Origin of the sequence: Solirhodobacter olei (assembly GCF_004010155.1) — a bacterium.
GTDB classification, from domain to species: domain Bacteria; phylum Pseudomonadota; class Alphaproteobacteria; order Rhodobacterales; family Rhodobacteraceae; genus Solirhodobacter; species Solirhodobacter olei.
In genome coordinates, this window is record NZ_RRYH01000012.1 from 74,186 (window position 1) to 93,983 (window position 19,798).

Consider the following 19,798-nt stretch of genomic DNA (forward strand, 5'->3'; position numbering starts at 1 on the left):
CGATGTTCTCGCGCTTCAAGAAGCCTGAAGACGGCGTGCCGCAGCGGCCGGCCACCATGGCCCCGGTCACCAAGCCGCTCGCCGCCCCGGTGGCCGCTGCCGCGCCGGAACCGCCGAAAGCCAAGCCGAAGCCCGTCGCCGCGCCCGCCGCGCCGACGGCCAAGGCCGTTCCGGTCGCCGCCGACAAGGACCGCAAGCGCCGCGAGCGCCTGCAGGACCTGAAGGTGGAACTGCACAAGCGCCTGCTCGACAGCCTCAACCTCGCCGCGCTGGAAAACGCGCCGGAGGCCAGCCTGCGGGCAGAGATCGCCGCCATCGCTGGCGAGGCGCTGGACGAGATGTCGATCGTCCTGAACAAGGAAGACCGCAGCACGATCAACCAGGAGCTTTACGACGAGGTGATGGGCCTCGGCCCGCTCGAGCCGCTCCTGAAGGACGACACGATCAACGATATCCTCGTGAATGGCCCGCAGCAGATCTTCATCGAGCGCGACGGCCGACTGGAACTCAGCGACGTCACCTTCAAGGACGAACGCCACTTGCTGCGGATCATCGACAAGATCGTCTCCGCCGTGGGCCGCCGCGTCGATGAATCGAACCCCTATGTCGACGCCCGCCTCTCCGACGGCTCGCGCTTCAACGCGATGGTGCCGCCGATCGCGGTCGACGGGTCGCTGGTCTCGATCCGGAAGTTCAAGAAAGAAAAGCTCGCCATCGACGACCTCGTCAAGTTCGGCGCGTTCACCGAGGAGATGGCCGCCTATCTCCAGGCCGCCGTCGCCTGCCGGCTGAACGTCATCGTCTCAGGCGGTACGGGTTCCGGTAAGACGACCACGCTCAACGCGCTCTCGTCCTTCATCGACAACTCCGAACGCATCCTGACGATCGAGGATACGGCGGAACTCCAGCTTCAGCAGATCCACGTCGGCCGGATGGAAAGCCGCCCGGCCAACGTCGAGGGCAAGGGCGCCGTCACACAGCGCGACTGCCTGCGGAACGCTCTGCGGATGCGTCCCGACCGCATCATCGTCGGCGAAACGCGGGGCGAGGAAGTGATCGACATGCTGCAGGCCATGAACACCGGCCACGACGGCTCGATGACCACGATCCACGCCAACTCCGCCCGCGACGCCTGCTCCCGCCTGGAAAACATGATCTCCATGTCCGGCATCGAGATGCCGATCAAGGCGGTCCGCGCGCAGATCGCCTCGGCCGTCAACCTGATCGTGCAGGCCTCGCGCCTGCAGGACGGCTCGCGCCGCATGGTCTCGATCACCGAGGTGACCGGCATGGAAGGCGAGGTGATCTCGATGCAGGAGATCTTCCGCTACGAGCGCCTCGGACTTGAACCCAACGGCAAGATCATCGGCCGCTTCAACGCCACCGGCGTGCGCTCGCACTTCTCCGAGCGGTTCAAGCAGTGGGGCTATGTCCTGCCGGCCGAAATCTTCGATCCCATTCCCTGAGGGACGCAAACATGATCAGCACCGCCCCCTTCGTCTATGTCGCGATCTTCGTCGCCGTGCTTCTGCTGGTCGAGGGGATCTACCTGGTCGCCTTCGGCAAGTCGATCTCCACCTCCGCCCGCGTGAACCGGCGCCTGGCGCTGATGGAAAAGGGCGGCCGGCGCGAGGAGGTCCTGGAACAGCTCCGCAAGGAGATGAGCCAGCACATCAACTCCAAGGGCATCCCGCTCTATTCGATCCTCGCCGACAAGGCGCAGAAGGCCAACATCGCCTTCTCGCCGCAGGCGCTGATGGGGGTCATGGCGCTGGTGACCGTGATGGCCTATCTCGGCCTCACCATCGGCACCCAGGCTTCGGCCCCGATCCGGCTGGTGGTGGCCATCGCCATGGGCGTCGGCGGCGTCTACGCCTGGGTCAACAACAAGGCCAAGAAGCGCATCTCCGCGATCGAGGAACAGCTCCCCGACGCGGTGGAGCTGATGGTCCGCTCGCTGCGCGTCGGCCACCCGTTCTCCTCGGCGATCAACATTGTGGCCAAGGAGGTGCCCGACCCGCTCGGCACCGAATTCGGCATCATCGCGGACGAGGCCGCCTATGGCCGCGACGTCACCGAAAGCCTGAAGGCCCTGGCCGAGCGCGTCGACATGCAGGACATGCGCTTCCTCGCCGTGGCGGTGACGATCCAGTCGCAATCGGGCGGCAACCTCGCCGAGATCCTCGAAGGCCTCGCCAAGGTCATCCGCGCCCGCTTCCGCCTGTTCCGCCGCGTCCGCGCGATCACGGCAGAGGCGAAATGGTCCGGCATGTTCCTGTCGGCCTTCCCGCTCGGCGCGCTGGTGATGATCAACATCGCCCAGCCCCATTACTACGATCAGGTTGAGAAGACCGCGGCCTTCATCCCGGCCTGCCTGATCGTCGGCGCATTGCTGATCGCGAACGTGATCTTCATGCGCATCATGGTCAACATCAAGGTCTGAGGGGGACGTCATGCAGTTCTTGAACACGGCGAACGCCCTTCTGGTGAAGGAACTCGGGCCGCTCGGGCCGCTGATCGCGGTCGGCGGGCTGGGGCTTCTGCTCGTGCTGCTCACCCTGCCGGCCTTCCTGAAGCATCGGGTCGACCCGATGGAGAAGCTGCAGCGCTCGCTCAAGGCCGAGGCCGAGGCCAAGCGCAAGCCCAAGGGCCAGGCGCTGCGCAGCTCCGACCGCGGCGACAAGCTCGAGAAATTCGCCAACTTCCTGGAGCCGAAGGACGAAAAGGAAATGTCCGCGGCGCGGCTGCAGATGCTGCAGGCCGGCTACCGCTCCAAGGACGCGGTGCGCACCTTCCACGCGATCCAGTTCGCGTTGGGGATGGCGGCACTGTTCGGCGGCGTGATCTACACGTTGATCCTCAGCCAGTCGCAGCATCTTAGCAACCAGACCATGCTGGTCTATGCTCTGCTGCCCGGCGCGGCGGGCTACTACCTGCCCAAGCGCTACCTCCAGGGCCGGATCGAGAACCGCAAGAAGGAAATCACCAACGGCTTCCCCGACGCGCTCGACATGATGCTGGTCTGCGTCGAGGCCGGCCAGTCGCTCGACCAGTCGATCATCCGCGTGGCGCAGGAAACCCGCGCCGGCTACCCCGCGCTCGCCGACGAGTTCGAGATGGTCGCGCATGAGGTCAAGGCCGGCAAGGACCGTGTCTCGGTGCTGCGCGACATGGGCGAACGCTGCGGCGTGCCCGACATCGCCTCCTTCGTCACCGTTCTGATCCAGTCCGCGAGCTTCGGCACCTCGATCGCCGACGCGCTCCGGGTCTTCTCCGCCGAAATGCGTGACAAACGGGTGATGCGGGCCGAGGAAAAGGCCAACAAGCTGCCGACGAAGTTGACACTCGGCACGATGCTCTTCACCGTGCCTCCGTTGCTGATCATCCTGATCGGGCCCGCCGTCATGGGGATCGCAACGACGCTGGGCGGTCATCCGTAAGGGAGCTGGGGCTGAAGGGACTGGGCTGGATCGCAGGTACGGGCGCGGTCCTGGCGCTTCTCTCGGGCTGTCAGTCGACCGACCGGCTCGGCCCGCAGTATCACGGCCTCCCGCCCCCGCCCGGCACGCCCCGGATCACCCAGCCGGTCGATGGCCTGGTGGTCGGCCGCCGCCTGATGGCCGCCGGCGATAACGAGCTCGCGCTCAAGGCCTTCTACCGCGCCGCCGCCGACCATGGGCTGACCCCCGAGGTGCTGACCGCGATCGGCTCGGCCAACATGCAGCTCGGCCGCCTGCAGCAGGCCGAGGGCGATTTCCGCGCCGCGCTGGAGAAGGAGCCGACATCGGTTCCCGCGCTAAACAACCTCGGCGTCCTGCTGATGGAGAAGGGCAGCTACCCCGAGGCGCGCGAGACCTTCCGCCGCGCCTTCGCGCTCGACAGTGGCCATTCCGACCTGATCCGCGAAAATCTGCGCCGCGCTATCGCCTTGTCGCAGAAATCCAGCTACTCTCAGCCTCGAGAGGTCTCGAATTTCGAACTGGTTCCGCAGGGGGACGGTACGTATCTTCTGCGCGCCAAGAAATAAGACGGGCAGCGAAAAAGGACGCGAAATGCGCCACCCTGGTGTGATTATTCTGTGCCTTGCGGGCGCTCTGTCCCTGGCAGGTTGCGACCGTGCGGCGCAACAGGCGAAGATCCAGAAGGAAATCGCCAATCTCTCGGCCAAGGACGAGGCAAGCCTCGACGCTATCGAGATGACGGTCGCCAACCCGCAGGAAGCGGTGGCCTATTTCACAAAATCGGTCGAGAAGCACCCCGACCGCACCCAGTCGAAGCGCTACCTGGCGAAATCGCTGGTACGCGCCGGCGATCCGCAGGGCGCCATCCAGGTCTGGGCCAAGGTCGTCAAGGCCCATGACGCGACCGAGGACGACAGCGTGGGCTATGCCGACGCGCTGATCCGGGCGGGCGACTGGAAGAAGGCCTCGGCGGTGCTGAACGCCATCCCGCCGACCCATGCGACCTTCGACCGTTACCGGCTCGAGGCGCTGATCGCCGACAGCAAGCACGAATGGAAGAAGGCCGACAGCTTCTATTCCACCGCCGCGCAGATGACGACGAACCCGGCGACGATCTACAACAACTGGGGCTTCTCCAAGCTCACCCGCCACGATTACGCCGGGGCGGAGAAGCTGTTCGAGAAGGCGCTCAGCTTCGACCCGAACATGTATATCGCCAAGAACAACCTCGTTCTCGCCCGGGGCGCGCAGCGCAAGTACGACCTGCCGGTGGTGTCGATGACCCAGACCGAGCGGGCGCACCTGCTCTACACGATGGCGCTCGTCGCGATCAAACAGGATGACGTGTCGATAGGGAAAAGCCTGCTGCAGGAGGCGATCGACACCAACCCCGAGTATTACGGGGCCGCCCAGCGCAGCCTCGACGCGCTGAACGCCAAGGTCATCAACTGATGGCCGCGATGCCCGCCCACGCCGCGATGGCGTTTCTGCCCTTCGCGCTTGCCATCGGTATCTGGGTGTCCTGGTCCGACATGAAGTTCATGCGCATCCCCAACCTGGCGGTGATCGCGCTGGCGCTGGTCTTCGTCGTGATCGGCCCCCTGGTGCTGCCCTGGCACGGCTATCTCTGGCAACTGGTGCATTTCCCGGTGCTGCTGGGCGTGGGTTTCGTTCTGAACCTCGCCCGGGCGATGGGCGCGGGGGACGCGAAATACATCGCCGCCATGGCGCCCTTCTTCGCCGCCAACGACGCGATGATCATCGCGCTGCTGCTCTCGGCGGTGCTGCTGGCGGCCTTCGCCACGCACCGCATCCTGCGCCAGGTGCCGGCCATGCGCCGCGCCACCGTCGATTGGGAAAGCTGGCAGCGGCGGGATTTCCCGATGGGCTTCGCGCTTTCCGGCGTGCTGATCTTCTACCTCGCGCTGGTCGCCGTCTTCGGCCACTAATTCGCCCATACCCGGCCACCTCCGGGGCTAGAATGACAGACAGACTCGCAGCGCCGGCCCCCGCCGGCCCCATCGTCAAACCAACGGACAGCCGATCGGACCGCCGATGAACCTGCAATCGACCAACGTCCTCGCCCCCACCTCGCCCCGCAGCATGGCCGAGACCGGCCTGTCGCAGGTGATGATGCGCGACATCCTGATCAAGACGATGTTCCGCATGAACCTTTCGCACACCAGCGAGATCGCGCAGGTGATCTGCCTCTCGCTGGCGGCCACGCAGGAGATCGTGGACCTCGCCCGCGCTCAGCGCCTGGTGGAGGCGACCGGCACGCTGCATGCCAATTCCGGCAACGAGATGGGCTACCAGCTGACCGAGGCCGGCAAGTCCCGCGCGCTCGACGCGCTGGCCCAGTCCGAATATTACGGCGCCATGCCGGTTCCGCTGGAAAGCTACAAGGAACAGGTCACCCGCCAGTCGATCCGCAACATCCAGCTCACCCGCGACCAGCTTCTGGCCTCGATGGGCCACCTGATCCTGCCCGAGGATCTGATCCAGAACCTCGGTCCGGCGGTGAACTCCGGCCGCTCGATCCTGCTCTACGGGCCGCCCGGCAACGGCAAGAGCTCGATCTCCAACGGCATCCGCGACGCGATGGGCGACAAGATCTTCGTGCCCCGGGCGCTGGAATATTCCGGCCAGGTGATCACCGTCTACGACCCGATCATCCACACCAAGGCGCAGATGGCGGTCGACGACCCGACCTCGCTGCGCCGCAACGCCAACCGCTTCGACAGCCGCTACGTTCTCTGCGACCGGCCCACCGTCATCACCGGCGGCGAGCTGACGCTGGAGATGCTGAACCTCACCTACAACCCCACCGCGCGCACCTACCAGGCGCCCTTGCAGCTGAAGGCCACCGGGGGCGTTTTCATCATCGACGACCTCGGCCGCCAGAAGGAAAGCCCCCAGGCGCTGATCAACCGCTGGATCGTCCCGCTGGAGGAAAACCGCGACATCCTCACCCTGCAGTCGGGCGAGAAGTTCACCGTGCCCTTCGACACGCTGGTGATCTTCTCCACCAACTTCCACCCGAACGAGATCTTCGACGGCGCGGCCCTTCGCCGGATCTTCTACAAGATCAAGATCGACGGCCCGACGCAGGAACATTTCCTGAAGATCTTCGCCATGGTCGCCCGCAAGCGCAAACTGCCGCTGGACGAGGCTACGCTGGTTCACCTGCTGCAGAAGAAATATCCGACGATCGACAACCTCTACGCCAACTACCAGCCGCTGTTCCTGACCGACCAGGTCATCGCCATCTGCGAATTCGAGGGCATCCCCTACCAGATGACGCCCGAACTGATCGACCGCGCCTGGGCCAACATGTTCGTGAAAGAGGAAGTCATCGCCCGCTGACGGCGGCCCCGGTCCGCACGCCGTTCTTGCCCGCGCCATCCTTCTGCGCCACGCTGCCCCTGCGCGACCAGAAGGAGCAGCCCCGATGAACCAGCACGCCGTCCCTGCCCCGGCCCTCTCCCCGATCGAGGAGCTGCGCGCCAACACCGCCCGGCCGTTCGAGCAGGCAACGGCGATGCCGAAGTCGGTCTACACCTCGCCCGACTTCCTCGCCCAGGAACAGGCGCATATCTTCGCCCGCGAATGGCTCTGCGCCGGGCGGGCCGACGCGCTGCCGGAGCCCGGCGACTACCTGACGATGCAGATCGCGGGCGAGCCGGTAATCGTGCTGCGCGACCGCGAGGGGCACCTGCGCGCCCTGTCCAACGTCTGCCGCCACCGCATGTCGGTGCTGCTGGAGGGCCGCGGCAGGGCCCGCACGATCACCTGCCCCTACCACGCCTGGACCTACAACCTCGACGGCACGCTCCGCGGCGCCCCGGCGATGACCCTGAACGAGGGCTTCTGCAAGACCGACATCGCCCTGCCGCAGATCCGCTGCGAGGTCTGGGCCGGCTGGATCATGGTCTCGCTGAACCCGGAGGCCCCGCCCCCCTCCGAGGCGCTGGCCGACCTCGACGCCCTGATCGGCCATCTCCACATGGAGGATTACGTCGAATCCTTCCGCGAGGAATTCAACTGGGCCACCAACTGGAAGGTCCTGGCCGAGAATTTCATGGAAAGCTACCACCTGCCGGTCTGCCACGAGGGCACGATCGGCAACACGGTGGACCTGATGAAGATGACCTGCCCGGAAGGGCACGCGGCCTTCAACTACCACTACATCACCAAGAACGACGCGCTGGACCTGACGCTGGCGCATCCGTCGAACACCACGCTGAAGGGGGACGAGCGGCGCACAACCTGGCTGATCTCGGTCTACCCCTCGCTGCTGATCACGCTCACGCCGGGCTATTTCTGGTATCTCTGCCTGACGCCCGACGGCCCCGGCCGGGTGAATGTCCTCTACGGCGGCGGCCTCGCCCCCGACTGGGCCGCCGACCCGGCGGCCGAGGGTCACTTCACCCGGCTGAAGGCGCTCCTCGACGCCGTGAACATGGAGGACAAGGGCTGCGTCGAACGGGTCTACCGCGGCCTCTCGGCCGGGCTTTCCGCGCCCGGGCCGCTCAGCCATCTCGAGCGGCCGAATTTCGAATTCGCCCGCTGGATCGCCTCGCGCATCCCGGCCTGAGTGAGGCGCGCCGCGCGCGCCTGCGGCGCTACTTGAACGCGCAGCCGCCCTGCACGCCGAAAAGCTTGAAGACCATCGCCGCCGGGCAGAACCCGGTGAAGGAGGACTGGATCAGGTTCGCCCCGACGAAGGCGGTGAGCCACATCCACAGCGGCGAAACCCACAGCGTCAGCGCGAGGCTCACGAGGATCATCACCCCGGCGAAGAAGAGAACGGCACGGTCGAGGGTCATCTCGGCATCCTTTCGATCCGCCGCACACCGCGGCACTGCGGGAAAGATAGCGTAGCGGCCAAAAACATTCAAGAATACGCATGTGTATCAGTTGTCGCAGCGCCCCGGCATGTTCCCGCCCCAAGCGGACCTCCGCCGGCAACGATCCGCGCAAATGAGACGGCCAAGTTTCGCCATGATCCTGAGCTTGAATTGACGCCGGACAGCGGGTGGGGATGCTGGCCTCAGAGCAGATCAGGCACTCCTGAGGAGGTACCAATGACCACGATCAAACGCGCAGCCGCCACTTTGGGCGCGGCACTGCTTCTTGCCACCCCGCCGATCGCCGGCCTTCCCGGCATCGGCGCCCTGCCGGCCTTCGCCGGGAACGGTCATGGCGGTGGGGGCGGCGGCGGTGGGGGCGGCGGAAATGGCGGCGACCACGGCAATGGTCATGGCCATGGCAACAGCGGCGCGCACGGCCAGGCCGGCGCTTCCTACGGGCACCAGAAGCTCACCACGGCCTCGGCCGACACCGGCACGACGACGGAGGATGACACGCCCCCGCCCAATGCCCATGGCCTCATGGCCTCCGAGCTGAAGGGGCTGAACGCCTATCACGCCAGCCCCACGGCCTTCGAGAACGCCGCGCCCGGCAGCCAGGTCGGCCTGATCGCCGCCTATCGCGAGGCCGCGATCACCGCGCAGCCGGACGACGCCAAGCTCGCCGCCGACAAGGCTGCCCTCGCCGCGGCCCTGGCCGATCCCAACTATCAGGGTCAGCCCACGGTCGACGAGCTTCAGGCCGCCGTCGCCTATGACGAGGCGAACCCGACCCAAGCCCAGCTCGACGAACAGGCCGCGCTCGACGCCGCCACGCACAACCGCACCCTGTCGGACGCGGCGCTGGCCTATTTCCGCCAGCAGCTCGGGTTGGATACCACGACCACGAACTGAGCCAACCGGCCCCTGTAGGGTGCACATTCATTGCGCACCCTATACCCCGGCCCGAAGCAGCGGGCGCAGCTCGCCGGGCCAGCGCCCGTCCGCCCCCAAGGGCGGGCGCTTCCCCGCCTCGGCACGAAAACCGTTGCGCGAAACCGCCTGCGACCGTCCCGAAATTCGGTACATTTACGGTGTGAAAGCGGTGCGAAATCTCTGCTGAATCGGCACCCGGTTTTTCCAGCCCCCGAAAGCCCTTACCGGGTCAGAGCGCCGGCCCCCGGTATTCCGCCTCCAGGGCTGCCTCCGCGATCCGCGGCCGCCCCGTCGCCGTCACCCGGATCCGCGCCTCGATGAACATCGCGCGGCCCTCGATCTCCACCTCCTGGACCTCCCGCGCCACGCTCAGCCGGACCTCCTCGGCCCCCGCCTCCCGCGCCCGCACCCGCGCCTCTTCCGACAGCGCAGCCTCCGCCCGGGCCAGCGCCGTGTCGCGGTCCGCGAAGACCTCCGCCCCGGCCGCCAGATGCACCACGAACCGCCCTTCGGCCGGCGATGTCACCAGCGCTTCGGCATGCTGGGCCACCTGCCCCACCACCGCGCCGATCGCATTGGCCACCCCGGCATGCTCAGGCAGCACCATGCGGCAGCCCAGCCGGTCGCCCACCGCGCCGTAATAGGAGGGCGCCGAAGCCCCCAGCCCGATCACCGGCACCCCCAGCCGCAGCCCGATGTCCACCACCCCGCCTGCGCGGAAAAGGCCTTCGCGGACAAGCACATGGCGCGCAAGATCCTCTGGCGCGGCCCCGTCCCAGTCGCGCCCGTCCTCGGCGAAACCTGCCTCCAGCAGGCAGGTCACGGTCTGCTCCGTCAGCCGGTCGACGATCTGTTGCGCCAGCACCTCCGGCCCCGCCGCGATGCGCTCGCCCGCGCCGTTGCGCTTGCGGGCGAACAGTGTTAGCGCCTTGACCGCCGCCTCGCGGTCCCAGTCCCCCAGCCGGCCCAGCACATGGCTTGCATCCGACGGCGTCACGCCCGAGAGCATCACCAGCCCCCGCGCGACCAGCCGGTTCAGCGCCGCCGCGTCGAGCCGGGTCAGAAGCACCTTCGGAAGCGCCACCGCGCCCGCCCCGATCCGCTCCAGCAGCGCCGCCTCCCGCGCCGCCAGCCCGGCGGGAGAGGCCCCCTCGACCGCCACCGCGAAGCGCCCGTCGTTCTCGCCAGCGACCTCGGCCGAAAGCGCCCTGTCCAGCGCCCCATGCACCAGCTCCGGCCAGTCCCGCGCCATCAAGGCGACCGGGATCAGCCGCCGCGGCCCAAGCTGCAGACCGCCGGAAAGCCCTTCGGAAACATGGACTTCGCTGTCGCCGCCCAGGCCCGTCGTGCGCATCGCCACGGCCTCCACCATGGTCCGCCAGCCGCCCACGCGAGCTCCCAGCGGATCGATCTCCGGCCGCCCGCCACGCAACAGCGCCACGTCCGTCGTCGTGCCACCGATGTCGGAGACCAGCGCGTCGCTTTCCCCCGTCAGCCAGCGCGCCCCGACGATAGAGGCGGCAGGACCGGAGAGGATCGTCTCGATCGGCCGGGCCCGGGCGAGACCGGCCGAGATCAGCGCCCCGTCGCCCCGCACCACCATAAGCGGCGCGGCAATGCCGATCTCGGCCAGATGCCCCGCACAGGCGTCGATCAGCCGCGCGATCATGCCGATCAGGCGCGCGTTCAGCACCGCCGTCAGCGCCCGTTTCGGCCCGTTGAGCTTGGCCGAAAGCTCGTGCGAGCAGGTCACCGGCCGCCCCGTCACGCGCCCGATCGCCTCCGCCGCGGCAATCTCATGCGCGGGGTTCCGTACCGCGAAGCGCGCCGCCACGGCGAAGCCCGCGACCTGCGGTCCCAGCCGGATCACCTCCGCCTCCAGCCGTGCCAGATCGAGCGGCGCCGCTTCCGTCCCGGCATGGCTGTGCCCGCCCGCGAGCACCACCACCGGATCACCGGCCAGCGCCTCCGCCAGCCCCTCGCGGCCCAGGTCGTCCTCGCCGAAGCCGATGAAGACCAGCGCCACGCGGCCGCCCTGCCCCTCGACCAGCGCGTTCGTGGCCAGCGTCGTCGACAGCGAGACCATGGCCACGTCGCCCGGCGCGAGGCCCGCTGACTGCAGCGCCGCATCCACCGCCCGGCCGATCCCCAGCGCCAGATCCGCGCGCGTTGTCAGGGACTTGGCCGAGGAGAGGACACGCTCGCCCCCCTCGTCCACCAGAACCGCATCGGTATAGGTCCCGCCGGTGTCGACGCCGAGAAGTACCGCCATGAAGATCCCCGTCTGTTGCCAGATCGGGCCTAGGCCAAGCCGGCCGCGCCGTCAGCCCTCAAAGCGACAGCCGGGCGTCGCGGTCAGACCGCGTTCGGCAGTACCCGGCCCTCCGCGAAGGCGATGAGGTTCTCCACCGCCATCGCGCCCATGGCGGTCCGCACCTCCAGCGCCGCGGTTCCGAGATGCGGCAGCAGCACCACGTTCTCCATCCGCTTCAGGGCGTCGGGCACCTTCGGCTCGAACTCGTAGACGTCGAGTCCGGCGCCCGCGATCCGCCCCGCCTCCAGCGCCGCGATCAGCGCCGCCTCCTCCACCACGTCACCGCGGGAAATGTTGACGAGATGGGCCGTGGACTTCATCGCCGAAAGCGCCTGCGCATCGATCAGGTGATGCGTCGCAGCCCCCCCGGGGACCGCGATAACCACCACGTCGGCCGCCGCCATCACCTCGGCCAGCGATCCGAGCTGGCGGGCGGGCACGCCCGGTTCCGCCACCGGCGAGCGGTTGAAGAACACCACCTCCATCCCGAAGCCGTGGTGCGCGCGGCGGGCAATCGCCTTGCCGATCCGCCCCATGCCGACGATGCCGATCACCTTGCCGGTGACATGCATCCCCAGCATCTGCATGGGCGCCCAGCCCTGCCAGTTGCCGGAACGGACCAGCCGCTCGCCTGCGCCGGCACGGCGGGCGGACATCAGGATCAGCGTCATCGCGATATCGGCGGTGGCGTCGGTCACCGCGCCCGGCGTGTTCGTCACCGCCACCCCCGCGGCCTTCGCGGCAGCCACGTCGATATGGTTGTAGCCAACGCCGAAATTGGCCAGCAGCTTGCAGCGCGGCGCCGGCACCTCGGCGAAGGCCGCGGCGTCGAAGGCGTCGCCCAGCGTCGGCAGCACAAGATCGTAATCTCTGAGCGCCGCGGCGATCTCCGCCCGGGACAGGGGCAGCGCGCTTTCGCGAAGCGTCACGTCGAAATGGGCGCGTGCGGTTTCCACCACCGGATCGGGCAGGGGACGGGTGATCAGAAGCCGCATCAGAAAAGCCTCCCGCCCAGGGGCACATCCTGCCCGGGGCCGATGAGGACCACCTCGCCCTCGGCATCGGGAACGCCGAGCACCAGCACCTCCGACATCACCGGCCCGATCTGGCGCGGCGGGAAGTTCACGACGGCCAGCACCTCGCGGCCGACAAGGCCCTCGGGCGTGTAGTGCTTCGTGATCTGGGCCGAGCTTTTCTTCTCGCCGAGCTCAGCCCCGAAATCGACCCAGAGCTTGATCGCGGGCTTGCGCGCCTCCGGGAAGGGTTCGGCCCGCGTTATGCGGCCCACGCGGATGTCGACCTTCAGGAAATCGTCATAACTGATCGTCACTTGCCCAGTTCCCTTCCCCGTTCCGCCGCCGCGTGGACCGCGCGTTTCAATAGCGCCGGAAAGCCGGTTTTCGGATCCATCAGCACCGCCAGCGCCGCCGCGGTCGTCCCACCCGGCGAGGTGACGTTGACGCGAAGCTGGCCCGGATCCTCGCCCGCCTCCATGGCAAGCTGGCCCGCCCCCGCCACCGTCGCACGGGCGAGCTGCAGCGCCAGTTCGGGGGCCAGCCCCTCGGCCTCGCCCGCCGCGGCCAGCGTCTCGATCAGGTGGAAGACATAAGCCGGGCCGGAGCCGGAGACGGCGGTGACCGCATCCATCTGATGCTCGCCCTCGAGGCGGACGACCTCGCCCACCGCCGAAAGCAGTTCCTCGGCCAGCGAGAGGTCCGCGGCCGTGGCCCGGGCATTGCCGCAGATGGCCGAGATGCCGCGCCCGATTGCGGCGGGCGTGTTCGGCATGGCCCGGACGATCGGCGTCTCTGCGCCGAAGGCGGCCTCGAAGCTGCGGATCGTGGTGCCCGCGGCGATGGAAAGAAAGAGCGTCCCGCCGCCGCCAAGGGCGGAGATCCGCGGCAGCGCCTCGCCCATCATCTGCGGCTTCACGGCGACGATGACGATGGCGGGGTCCGGCGGCAGGTCGGTGTTGAGGTGCAGGCCCCTGGCCGCCAGCCCCGTCACCCAGTCCGACGGCCGGGGATCAAGCACCCAGACCGAGGCCTCGGGCAGCCCGCGGCCGAGCCAGCCCTCCAGCAGGGCCGAGCCCATCTTCCCGCAGCCCAGCAGCACCAGCCCGCGGCGGCGCACATCATCGAGGCTCATGTCATCCTCCTCTGTCCCGTTCGCCCCGGACCCTAGTGCGGCTTCCCGCGGAGATGAACCGCAAAAAAAGGATGGCCGGGGTCCGGCCCGAAACTGCAGGCAGGGCCCACCGGGCCGGGGCCCCTCCGCGAACAGCCGCCGCCCCCGCTTCGGCGCAGGGGCGCGATGCCCGTTCCCCAAAAAGAAAACGCCCGCCCCAGAGGGCGGGCAGGACCCGGGGCCTGTCCCGGGCGGGGGTACGGGAAGGTCTCGCCTTCCTCTGGATCAACCACGGCCGAACATCGATCCTGCTCGACAAGTTCCCCGCAGCTTTTCCGTGCCGGCGGGCCTCAGGCCCGCCCGTAGGCCTCCGCAATCGCCACCTGCATCGCCTGCGCCGGGGTCTTGTCCGACCAGGCGACCAGCTGGAAGGCGGGGTAGAAGCGCTCCGAGGTCACCACCGCCGTGGTGATCAGCCGGTCGATCTGCTCCGGACCGGCGATCTGGCCGCCGGCCAGCACCAGCCCGTAGCGCCAGACCATCAGCTTCTGCTCGGCCCAATAAGTGAAGGCGCCGGCCCAGCAGCAGTCGTTCACGCGGTTCAGCGCCTCGTAGATCTCGGCCATCCGATCTTCCGGCGGCTCCATCTCGAAGGTGCAGATCAGCCGCAGCGTCTCGTCCCCGGCCGACCAGGCCAGGGTGATCGAATAGGTCCGCCACTGGCCGGTAACGGCCATGGCGATCTGATCCTCGGCGATCCGGTCGAAGTCCCATTCATGGTGTTCCGCCAGAGTCTCGACGATATCAATCGGATGCAACTCGTCGCTGATGAGGAAGTCTTCTGCTAACGACATGCCCGGCCTCTCACTGCTTGCCTCAAGATAGCCTAGAGTGGGTAAAAACCCACAATTTGCTGGGTGTCCGGCCAAGAACCTGCGAGTTGGTCTGCGGCTCTTACTAGATATGGTGTAGGACAAGCCGGACTCTGTAAAGCGATTTCTGGAAAAGAGTTGGGGATAAGCCGCGAAAATGATCGCGGCCCGCCCCGGGGGCCGTCGAAGGCTCCCTGGGCGGGCCGCACCGCGTCTTCTTGGGCTCCCCGCCCCCCCGCAAGGGCGGCGGCCGGGGCAAATCTCAGATGTCGGTCGAAAGCACCTGGCGCTGGCGGCCGAGGCCGTCGATGCCAAGCTCGACCACGTCGCCGGGCTTGAGGTAGGTCGGCGGCTTCATCCCCATGCCGACGCCGGGCGGCGTGCCGGTGGAGATGACGTCGCCGGGCTCAAGGCTCATGAACTGGCTGAGGTAGCTCACCAGATGCGCCACGCCGAAGATCATCGTCTTGGTGGAGCCGTCCTGCCGGCTCTCGCCGTTCACCGTCAGCCACATGTGCATGTCCTGCGGGTCGGCGACCTCGTCGCGGGTGACCATCCAGGGCCCGATCGGCCCGAAGGTGTCAGAGCTCTTGCCCTTGGTCCATTGCCCGCCGCGCTCCTGCTGAAAGGCGCGCTCGGAATAGTCGTTGATGACGCAATAGCCCGCGACATGGTCCAGCGCCTCGGCTTCCGAGACATATTTGGCGCGCTTGCCGATGACGACGCCAAGCTCGACCTCCCAGTCGGTCTTCTCCGATCCGCGCGGGATCAGCACGCCGTCATCCGGGCCGCCGATGGCAGAGGTCGCCTTCATGAAGAGGATCGGCTCCTTCGGCAGCGGCAGACCGGATTCGGCGGCATGGTCGGCGTAGTTGAGCCCGATGCACATGAACTTGCCGACGCGTCCGACGCAGGGCCCGTAGCGCACGTCGCCCTCGACCAGCGGCAGACTTGCGGGATCGAGCGCGGCGAGCCTGGCGATCCCCGCCGGCTCCAGCACCTCGCCCGCGATATCGGCGACAACGCCGGAGAGGTCGCGGATCCGCCCCTCCGCATCGAGCATCCCCGGCTTCTCGGCCCCGACCGGCCCATAGCGCAGAAGCTTCATCCCATCCTCCCTCGGGTGTCTAATTGACTGGCCGGCCAGACTTCGCCGCTGCGTCGGCCCGCGTCAAGGCATCTACCCGTGCGGCATGGGGGTGAAGCCGCTGACGGGCCTCGAGCTGGCCCAGCCGGACATGGCGCAGCGCATCGACGAGGATCGCCACGATCAGCCCGAAATTCAAAAGCCCGTTCGCCGCCGCCATGCCGCCGAGAAGCTGCCACTGCGGCGGCAACAGCACATCGCCGAAGCCCAGCGTGGTGAAGGCCACGAGCGAGAAATAGACCGCCTGCTCCATCGTCGGGAACAGCTCCATCAGCCGGAAGGCGATGGCCCAGACCCAGACGCCCGCGGTCACCAGCCACATGCTCCAGACCCCTGCCAGGAAGAGCGCGAGCATCATCTTCGGCCGATGCGGCTCTCGAAAGAACCAGGGCGTGGCGCGGGCCAGCACGATCTCCATCACCCAGAAACTCAGCCCGGCGACGCCGAGGCTGATCAGCATCAGCACGGTTCCGACGAGGATCTGCAGGACCATTTCCGCCTCCGCCGCAGCGCCTGATCGAGAGTACCGGCCGCGCGGCTGCTGTCAAACGTCGCCGAGGTCGCGGCCCCCGCCCTCGCCGGAGCGGAGGATCCGGATCACCCGCGCCGGATTGCCGCCGACGAGCGTATCGGGCGGCACGTCCCGGGTGACGATCGATCCCGCCGCCACGACGGAATTCGCCCCCACCCGCACCCCGCCGATGACGGTGACCCCAGCGGCGATCCAGACATTCGCCCCGATCACGATCGGGGCCGCTGTCACCCCCGCCCGCCGCCTGGCGGGATCGAGCGGGTGGCCCGAGGTGATCAGGCTCACATTCGGCCCGATCATCACGTCGTCGCCGATCTCGATCCCGCCAAGATCGTAGAAGGTGCAGTTCTGATTGACGAAGACATTGCGCCCGATCCGCGTCTCCAGCCCGCCGGTGGCGAAGAAGGGCGGGATCAGGGTGAAGGCGTCGTCGAGCGGGCGACAGATCAGCTCGGCCATCAGCGTGCGGACCTCTGCCGCCTCCTCGAACCCCAGCCGGTTGATCCGGGCGGTGATCGCCATAGCGCGGCGCGCCTCGGCCACCATCGCCGCAGAGGCGGGTGTGCCGCGGGGAATGAGCCGGCTCCCTGCTTCACCTGCCATGCGTGCCTCCCTGTCACCCCGGCGCCCTCCGGACCGGGCCCTGCCGACTGTATCCAGCCCCGGCCCCGCCCGAAAGCGCCCGGAGCCTTGCGAATTCGCCCGAATCCGCGCTGCCCCCGCTGGACAGGCCTCCTCCCCTCCCCTATCTCGAAGCCGCCATGGCCCAGAACTCCGACCCCAATTCCAAGCTGATTGCCGAGAACCGCCGCGCGCGGTTCGACTATGCCATCGAGAGCGATCTCGAGGCCGGCATCGTGCTGCTCGGGTCCGAGGTGAAATCCCTTCGCCAGGGCGGCTCCAACATCGCCGACAGCTACGCCTCGGTCGAGGATGGCGAGCTGTGGCTGATCAACGGCTATATCGCGCCGTATCGCGAGGCCAAGACCTGGGGCCACGAGGAACGGCGCAAGCGCAAGCTGCTCGTCTCGCGCAAGGAGCTGGCGCGGCTCTGGTCGGCCACGGCGCGCGAGGGGATGACCATCGTGCCCCTGCGGATGTATTTCAATGACCGCGGGATGGTGAAGCTGAAGCTCGGCATCGCCAAGGGCAAGAAGGCCGCCGACAAGCGCCAGACCTCTGCCAAACGTGACTGGGACCGGCAGAAGCGCAGGCTTCTTAAGCAGAATCTCTGACTTGCCCCCCGGGGCGCGCACGGCTAAGCCGGTCGGGCCGACGCCGGGAGCCCCCGATCATGCAGGACGATCCGAGAACACTCGTTTCCACAGACTGGCTTGCCGCCCATCTGCGCGACCCCGATCTGCGCATCCTGGACGCCTCCTGGTACCTGCCCGCCGCCGACCGCGACGCGCGGGCGGAATACCTCGCCGGCCATATCCCGGGCGCGCGCTTCTTCGATATCGACGAGATCTCCGAGGCCCGCTCTCCCCTGCCGCACATGGCGCCGCCGGCGGAGAAGTTCATCTCGCGCCTGCGCGCGATGGGCGTGGGCGACGGCCATCAGGTGGTGATCTATGACGGCGCCGGGATCCTCTCTGCGCCGCGGGTCTGGTGGACCTTCCGGCTGATGGGCAAGACCGATGTCGCCGTGCTCGACGGCGGCCTGCCGAAATGGCGCGCCGAGGGCCGCGAGATCGAGGACATGCCGCCCGCCATCCGCGACCGCCACATGACGGCGCAGCGCCAGGCCGGGCTGGTGAAGGACGTCACGCAGGTCGCGGCCGCCTCCAAGCTCGGCGACTGGGAGATCGTGGACGCCCGCTCCGCCGAGCGTTTCCTGGGCCAGGCGCCGGAGCCGCGCGCCGGCCTGCGCTCGGGCCATATACCGAATTCCAGGAACCTGCCGTTCCAGACCCTTCTGAACCCGGACGGGACGATGAAGGACCCCGACGCGCTGCGCGCCGCCTTCGTCGCGGCGGGGGTGGATCTGGCGAAGCCCGTGATCTCCTCCTGCGGCTCGGGCATCACCGCCTCGGTCCTCGACCTGGCGCTGGAACGCATCGGACACCGCGCCCACGCCGTCTACGACGGATCCTGGGCGGAATGGGGCATGTATGACGACCTCAAGGTCGCGAAGGAGTAAGGCAAAGATGTTCGAGGCCCTGAAGCCGCAGCCGGCGGACAAGATCCTGGCGCTGATGCAGATGTACCGCGATGACCCGCGGGCGGAGAAGATCGACCTCGGCGTCGGCGTCTACAAGGATGCGAGCGGCAACACGCCGATCATGCGCGCCGTCAAGACCGCGGAGCAGCAGCTCTGGGCCGCGGAGACGACCAAGAGCTATACCGCCCTTGTCGGCGACGCCGGCTTCCACGCCGCGATGGCCGGGCTGATCCTTGGGCCGGATTACGATACCGCGCGCTTTTCGGCCGCGGCGACGCCCGGCGGCACCGGCGCGGTGCGCCAGGCGCTGGACCTCGTGCGCATGGCGACCCCTGGCGCCACCGTCTGGCTGCCCGATCCGACCTGGCCGAACCACAACTCCATCGTCGCCTATCTCGGCATGAAGACCGCGAGCTACCGCTACTTCGACGCCGAAAGCCGCGCGGTGGACTTCGGCGGCCTTGTCGAGGACCTCGGAAAGGTGGCCGCGGGCGACCTCGTCCTGCTGCATGGCTGCTGCCACAACCCGACCGGCGCGAACCTGAACCTCAGCCAATGGGCCGAGGTGGCGGAGATCCTCGCCAAGCGCGGCGCGGTGCCGCTGATCGACATCGCCTATCAGGGCTTCGGCGACGGGCTGGAGGACGATGCCGCCGGCACGCGGCTGATCGTGGAGCGGCTGCCGGAGGTGCTGATCGCGGCCTCCTGCTCGAAGAACTTCGGCCTTTACCGCGAGCGGGTAGGCATCCTGATGGCGATGAGCACGCCGGCCGCGCGGCAGGTCACGCAGGGTTCGCTGGCCTATCTGAACCGGCAGAACTACTCCTTCCCGCCCGATCACGGCGCGCGGCTGGTGACGATGATCCTTGGCGACGACACGCTGCGCGCCGAATGGAAAAAGGAGCTGGAGGAGATGCGGCTGGCCATGCTGGGCCTGCGCGAGCAGCTCGCCTCCGAGCTGCGGCGGCTGACCGGATCGGACCGCTTCGGCTTCATCGCCCAGCACCGCGGCATGTTCTCGCGCCTTGGCGCGACACCGGAGCAGGTGGAGCGGCTGCGGACGGAACACGGCATCTACATGGTCGGCGATTCGCGCCTGAACATTGCCGGGCTGAACGCGAAGACGGTCCCCGTCCTCGCCGCCGCCATCGCCGAGGCCGGGATCTGAAAAGGCGGTGAAGGGAACGGACGGACGCCGCGGGGAAACCCGCGGCGTTTTTCGTTCAAGGTGCTGATCTGACGTGAAAATCCGCTTACCGATTCAGCACAGCTTCAGCACCGCTTTCGCACCGTAAGTGTACCGGCTTTCGGGACGGTGCCCGGGCGTTCTGCGCAACACCCCCGACGGCGCCCCCCCTCCGTCGGGAAATGGGAAAGGGCCGGCGGTTGCCCGCC

General features: G+C 68.0%; 21 protein-coding genes. 12 read left to right on the forward strand and 9 right to left on the reverse strand.

The features are described from left to right. The first annotated feature begins 2 nt into the window (after window positions 1-2). The 8 genes from EIP85_RS10020 (at window position 3) to EIP85_RS10055 (ending at window position 8,058) form a co-directional block, all read left to right on the forward strand. Complete coding sequence (locus tag EIP85_RS10020) at window positions 3-1,466, forward strand: TadA family conjugal transfer-associated ATPase (protein ID WP_127902202.1); 1,464 nt, start codon at window positions 3-5, stop codon at window positions 1,464-1,466. A gap of 11 nt (window positions 1,467-1,477) precedes the next feature. Beyond that, window positions 1,478-2,443 carry a type II secretion system F family protein gene (locus EIP85_RS10025; RefSeq protein WP_127902051.1) on the forward strand — a complete coding sequence of 322 codons (966 nt, stop codon included), beginning with the start codon at window positions 1,478-1,480 and terminating at the stop codon, window positions 2,441-2,443. Window positions 2,444-2,453: 10 nt separating this feature from the next. Beyond that, on the forward strand, window positions 2,454-3,440 hold the full coding sequence (locus tag EIP85_RS10030) for a type II secretion system F family protein (RefSeq protein WP_127902052.1): 987 nt from the start codon (window positions 2,454-2,456) through the stop codon (window positions 3,438-3,440). A 158-nt stretch (window positions 3,441-3,598) separates the two neighbouring features. Further along, on the forward strand, window positions 3,599-4,027 hold the full coding sequence (locus tag EIP85_RS10035; RefSeq protein ID WP_241559953.1) for a tetratricopeptide repeat protein: 429 nt from the start codon (window positions 3,599-3,601) through the stop codon (window positions 4,025-4,027). 25 nt (window positions 4,028-4,052) lie between these two features. Beyond that, entirely contained in the window at window positions 4,053-4,913 is an 861-nt protein-coding gene (locus tag EIP85_RS10040; protein WP_127902053.1) for a tetratricopeptide repeat protein, read from the forward strand. Continuing rightward, a complete protein-coding gene (locus EIP85_RS10045; RefSeq protein ID WP_127902054.1) occupies window positions 4,913-5,410 on the forward strand; it encodes an A24 family peptidase in 498 nt (165 codons plus the stop codon). The genes EIP85_RS10040 and EIP85_RS10045 overlap by 1 nt, the downstream gene beginning before the upstream one ends. Window positions 5,411-5,516: 106 nt before the next feature. After that, window positions 5,517-6,827 carry an ATPase gene (locus EIP85_RS10050; protein WP_127902055.1) on the forward strand — a complete coding sequence of 437 codons (1,311 nt, stop codon included), beginning with the start codon at window positions 5,517-5,519 and terminating at the stop codon, window positions 6,825-6,827. 85 nt (window positions 6,828-6,912) lie between these two features. Continuing rightward, window positions 6,913-8,058 carry an aromatic ring-hydroxylating oxygenase subunit alpha gene (locus EIP85_RS10055; protein ID WP_127902056.1) on the forward strand — a complete coding sequence of 382 codons (1,146 nt, stop codon included), beginning with the start codon at window positions 6,913-6,915 and terminating at the stop codon, window positions 8,056-8,058. Window positions 8,059-8,086: 28 nt separating this feature from the next. Here the strand turns inward: EIP85_RS10055 and EIP85_RS10060 are convergent, their stop codons facing one another. Further along, complete coding sequence (locus tag EIP85_RS10060; protein ID WP_127902057.1) at window positions 8,087-8,290, reverse strand: YgaP family membrane protein; 204 nt, start codon at window positions 8,288-8,290, stop codon at window positions 8,087-8,089. Window positions 8,291-8,548: 258 nt separating this feature from the next. On the opposite strand from EIP85_RS10060, the gene EIP85_RS10065 reads away from it, so the two are divergent. Next, a complete protein-coding gene (locus EIP85_RS10065) occupies window positions 8,549-9,226 on the forward strand; it encodes a hypothetical protein (RefSeq protein ID WP_127902058.1) in 678 nt (225 codons plus the stop codon). A 250-nt stretch (window positions 9,227-9,476) separates the two neighbouring features. Here the strand turns inward: EIP85_RS10065 and EIP85_RS10070 are convergent, their stop codons facing one another. The 8 genes from EIP85_RS10070 to EIP85_RS10105 all read right to left on the reverse strand — a co-directional run bounded on the left by EIP85_RS10070 (window position 9,477) and on the right by EIP85_RS10105 (window position 16,842). After that, complete coding sequence (locus EIP85_RS10070; protein ID WP_127902059.1) at window positions 9,477-11,519, reverse strand: hydantoinase/oxoprolinase N-terminal domain-containing protein; 2,043 nt, start codon at window positions 11,517-11,519, stop codon at window positions 9,477-9,479. An 83-nt stretch (window positions 11,520-11,602) separates the two neighbouring features. After that, entirely contained in the window at window positions 11,603-12,556 is a 954-nt protein-coding gene (locus EIP85_RS10075) for a 2-hydroxyacid dehydrogenase (protein WP_127902060.1), read from the reverse strand. Then, complete coding sequence (locus EIP85_RS10080) at window positions 12,556-12,891, reverse strand: tRNA-binding protein (protein WP_206615498.1); 336 nt, start codon at window positions 12,889-12,891, stop codon at window positions 12,556-12,558. Before EIP85_RS10080 ends, EIP85_RS10075 begins: the two co-directional genes overlap by 1 nt. Further along, entirely contained in the window at window positions 12,888-13,709 is an 822-nt protein-coding gene (gene proC / locus EIP85_RS10085) for a pyrroline-5-carboxylate reductase (RefSeq protein WP_127902061.1), read from the reverse strand. The genes EIP85_RS10080 and proC overlap by 4 nt, the downstream gene beginning before the upstream one ends. Before the next feature lie 329 nt (window positions 13,710-14,038). Then, window positions 14,039-14,542, reverse strand: coding sequence for a type III secretion system chaperone family protein (locus tag EIP85_RS10090; protein ID WP_127902062.1), 504 nt, complete (start codon window positions 14,540-14,542; stop codon window positions 14,039-14,041). Window positions 14,543-14,822: 280 nt separating this feature from the next. Continuing rightward, window positions 14,823-15,668 (reverse strand): fumarylacetoacetate hydrolase family protein, encoded by an 846-nt coding sequence (locus EIP85_RS10095; RefSeq protein WP_127902063.1) that lies wholly within the window; start codon window positions 15,666-15,668, stop codon window positions 14,823-14,825. Between the two features lie 19 nt (window positions 15,669-15,687). Further along, complete coding sequence (locus EIP85_RS10100; RefSeq protein WP_127902064.1) at window positions 15,688-16,200, reverse strand: ion channel; 513 nt, start codon at window positions 16,198-16,200, stop codon at window positions 15,688-15,690. A gap of 51 nt (window positions 16,201-16,251) precedes the next feature. Next, complete coding sequence (locus EIP85_RS10105; RefSeq protein WP_127902065.1) at window positions 16,252-16,842, reverse strand: sugar O-acetyltransferase; 591 nt, start codon at window positions 16,840-16,842, stop codon at window positions 16,252-16,254. A gap of 158 nt (window positions 16,843-17,000) precedes the next feature. Here EIP85_RS10105 and smpB point away from each other — a divergent pair, with 158 nt between their 5' ends. From smpB to EIP85_RS10120, 3 genes are read left to right on the forward strand one after another with little or no spacing between them, the layout of a single operon-like run. Next, window positions 17,001-17,474, forward strand: coding sequence for an SsrA-binding protein SmpB (gene smpB, locus EIP85_RS10110; RefSeq protein ID WP_127902066.1), 474 nt, complete (start codon window positions 17,001-17,003; stop codon window positions 17,472-17,474). A 59-nt stretch (window positions 17,475-17,533) separates the two neighbouring features. Further along, a complete protein-coding gene (gene sseA / locus EIP85_RS10115) occupies window positions 17,534-18,382 on the forward strand; it encodes a 3-mercaptopyruvate sulfurtransferase (RefSeq protein WP_127902067.1) in 849 nt (282 codons plus the stop codon). A gap of 7 nt (window positions 18,383-18,389) precedes the next feature. Continuing rightward, entirely contained in the window at window positions 18,390-19,571 is a 1,182-nt protein-coding gene (locus tag EIP85_RS10120; protein WP_127902068.1) for an amino acid aminotransferase, read from the forward strand. The last annotated feature ends 227 nt before the right edge of the window (window positions 19,572-19,798 follow it).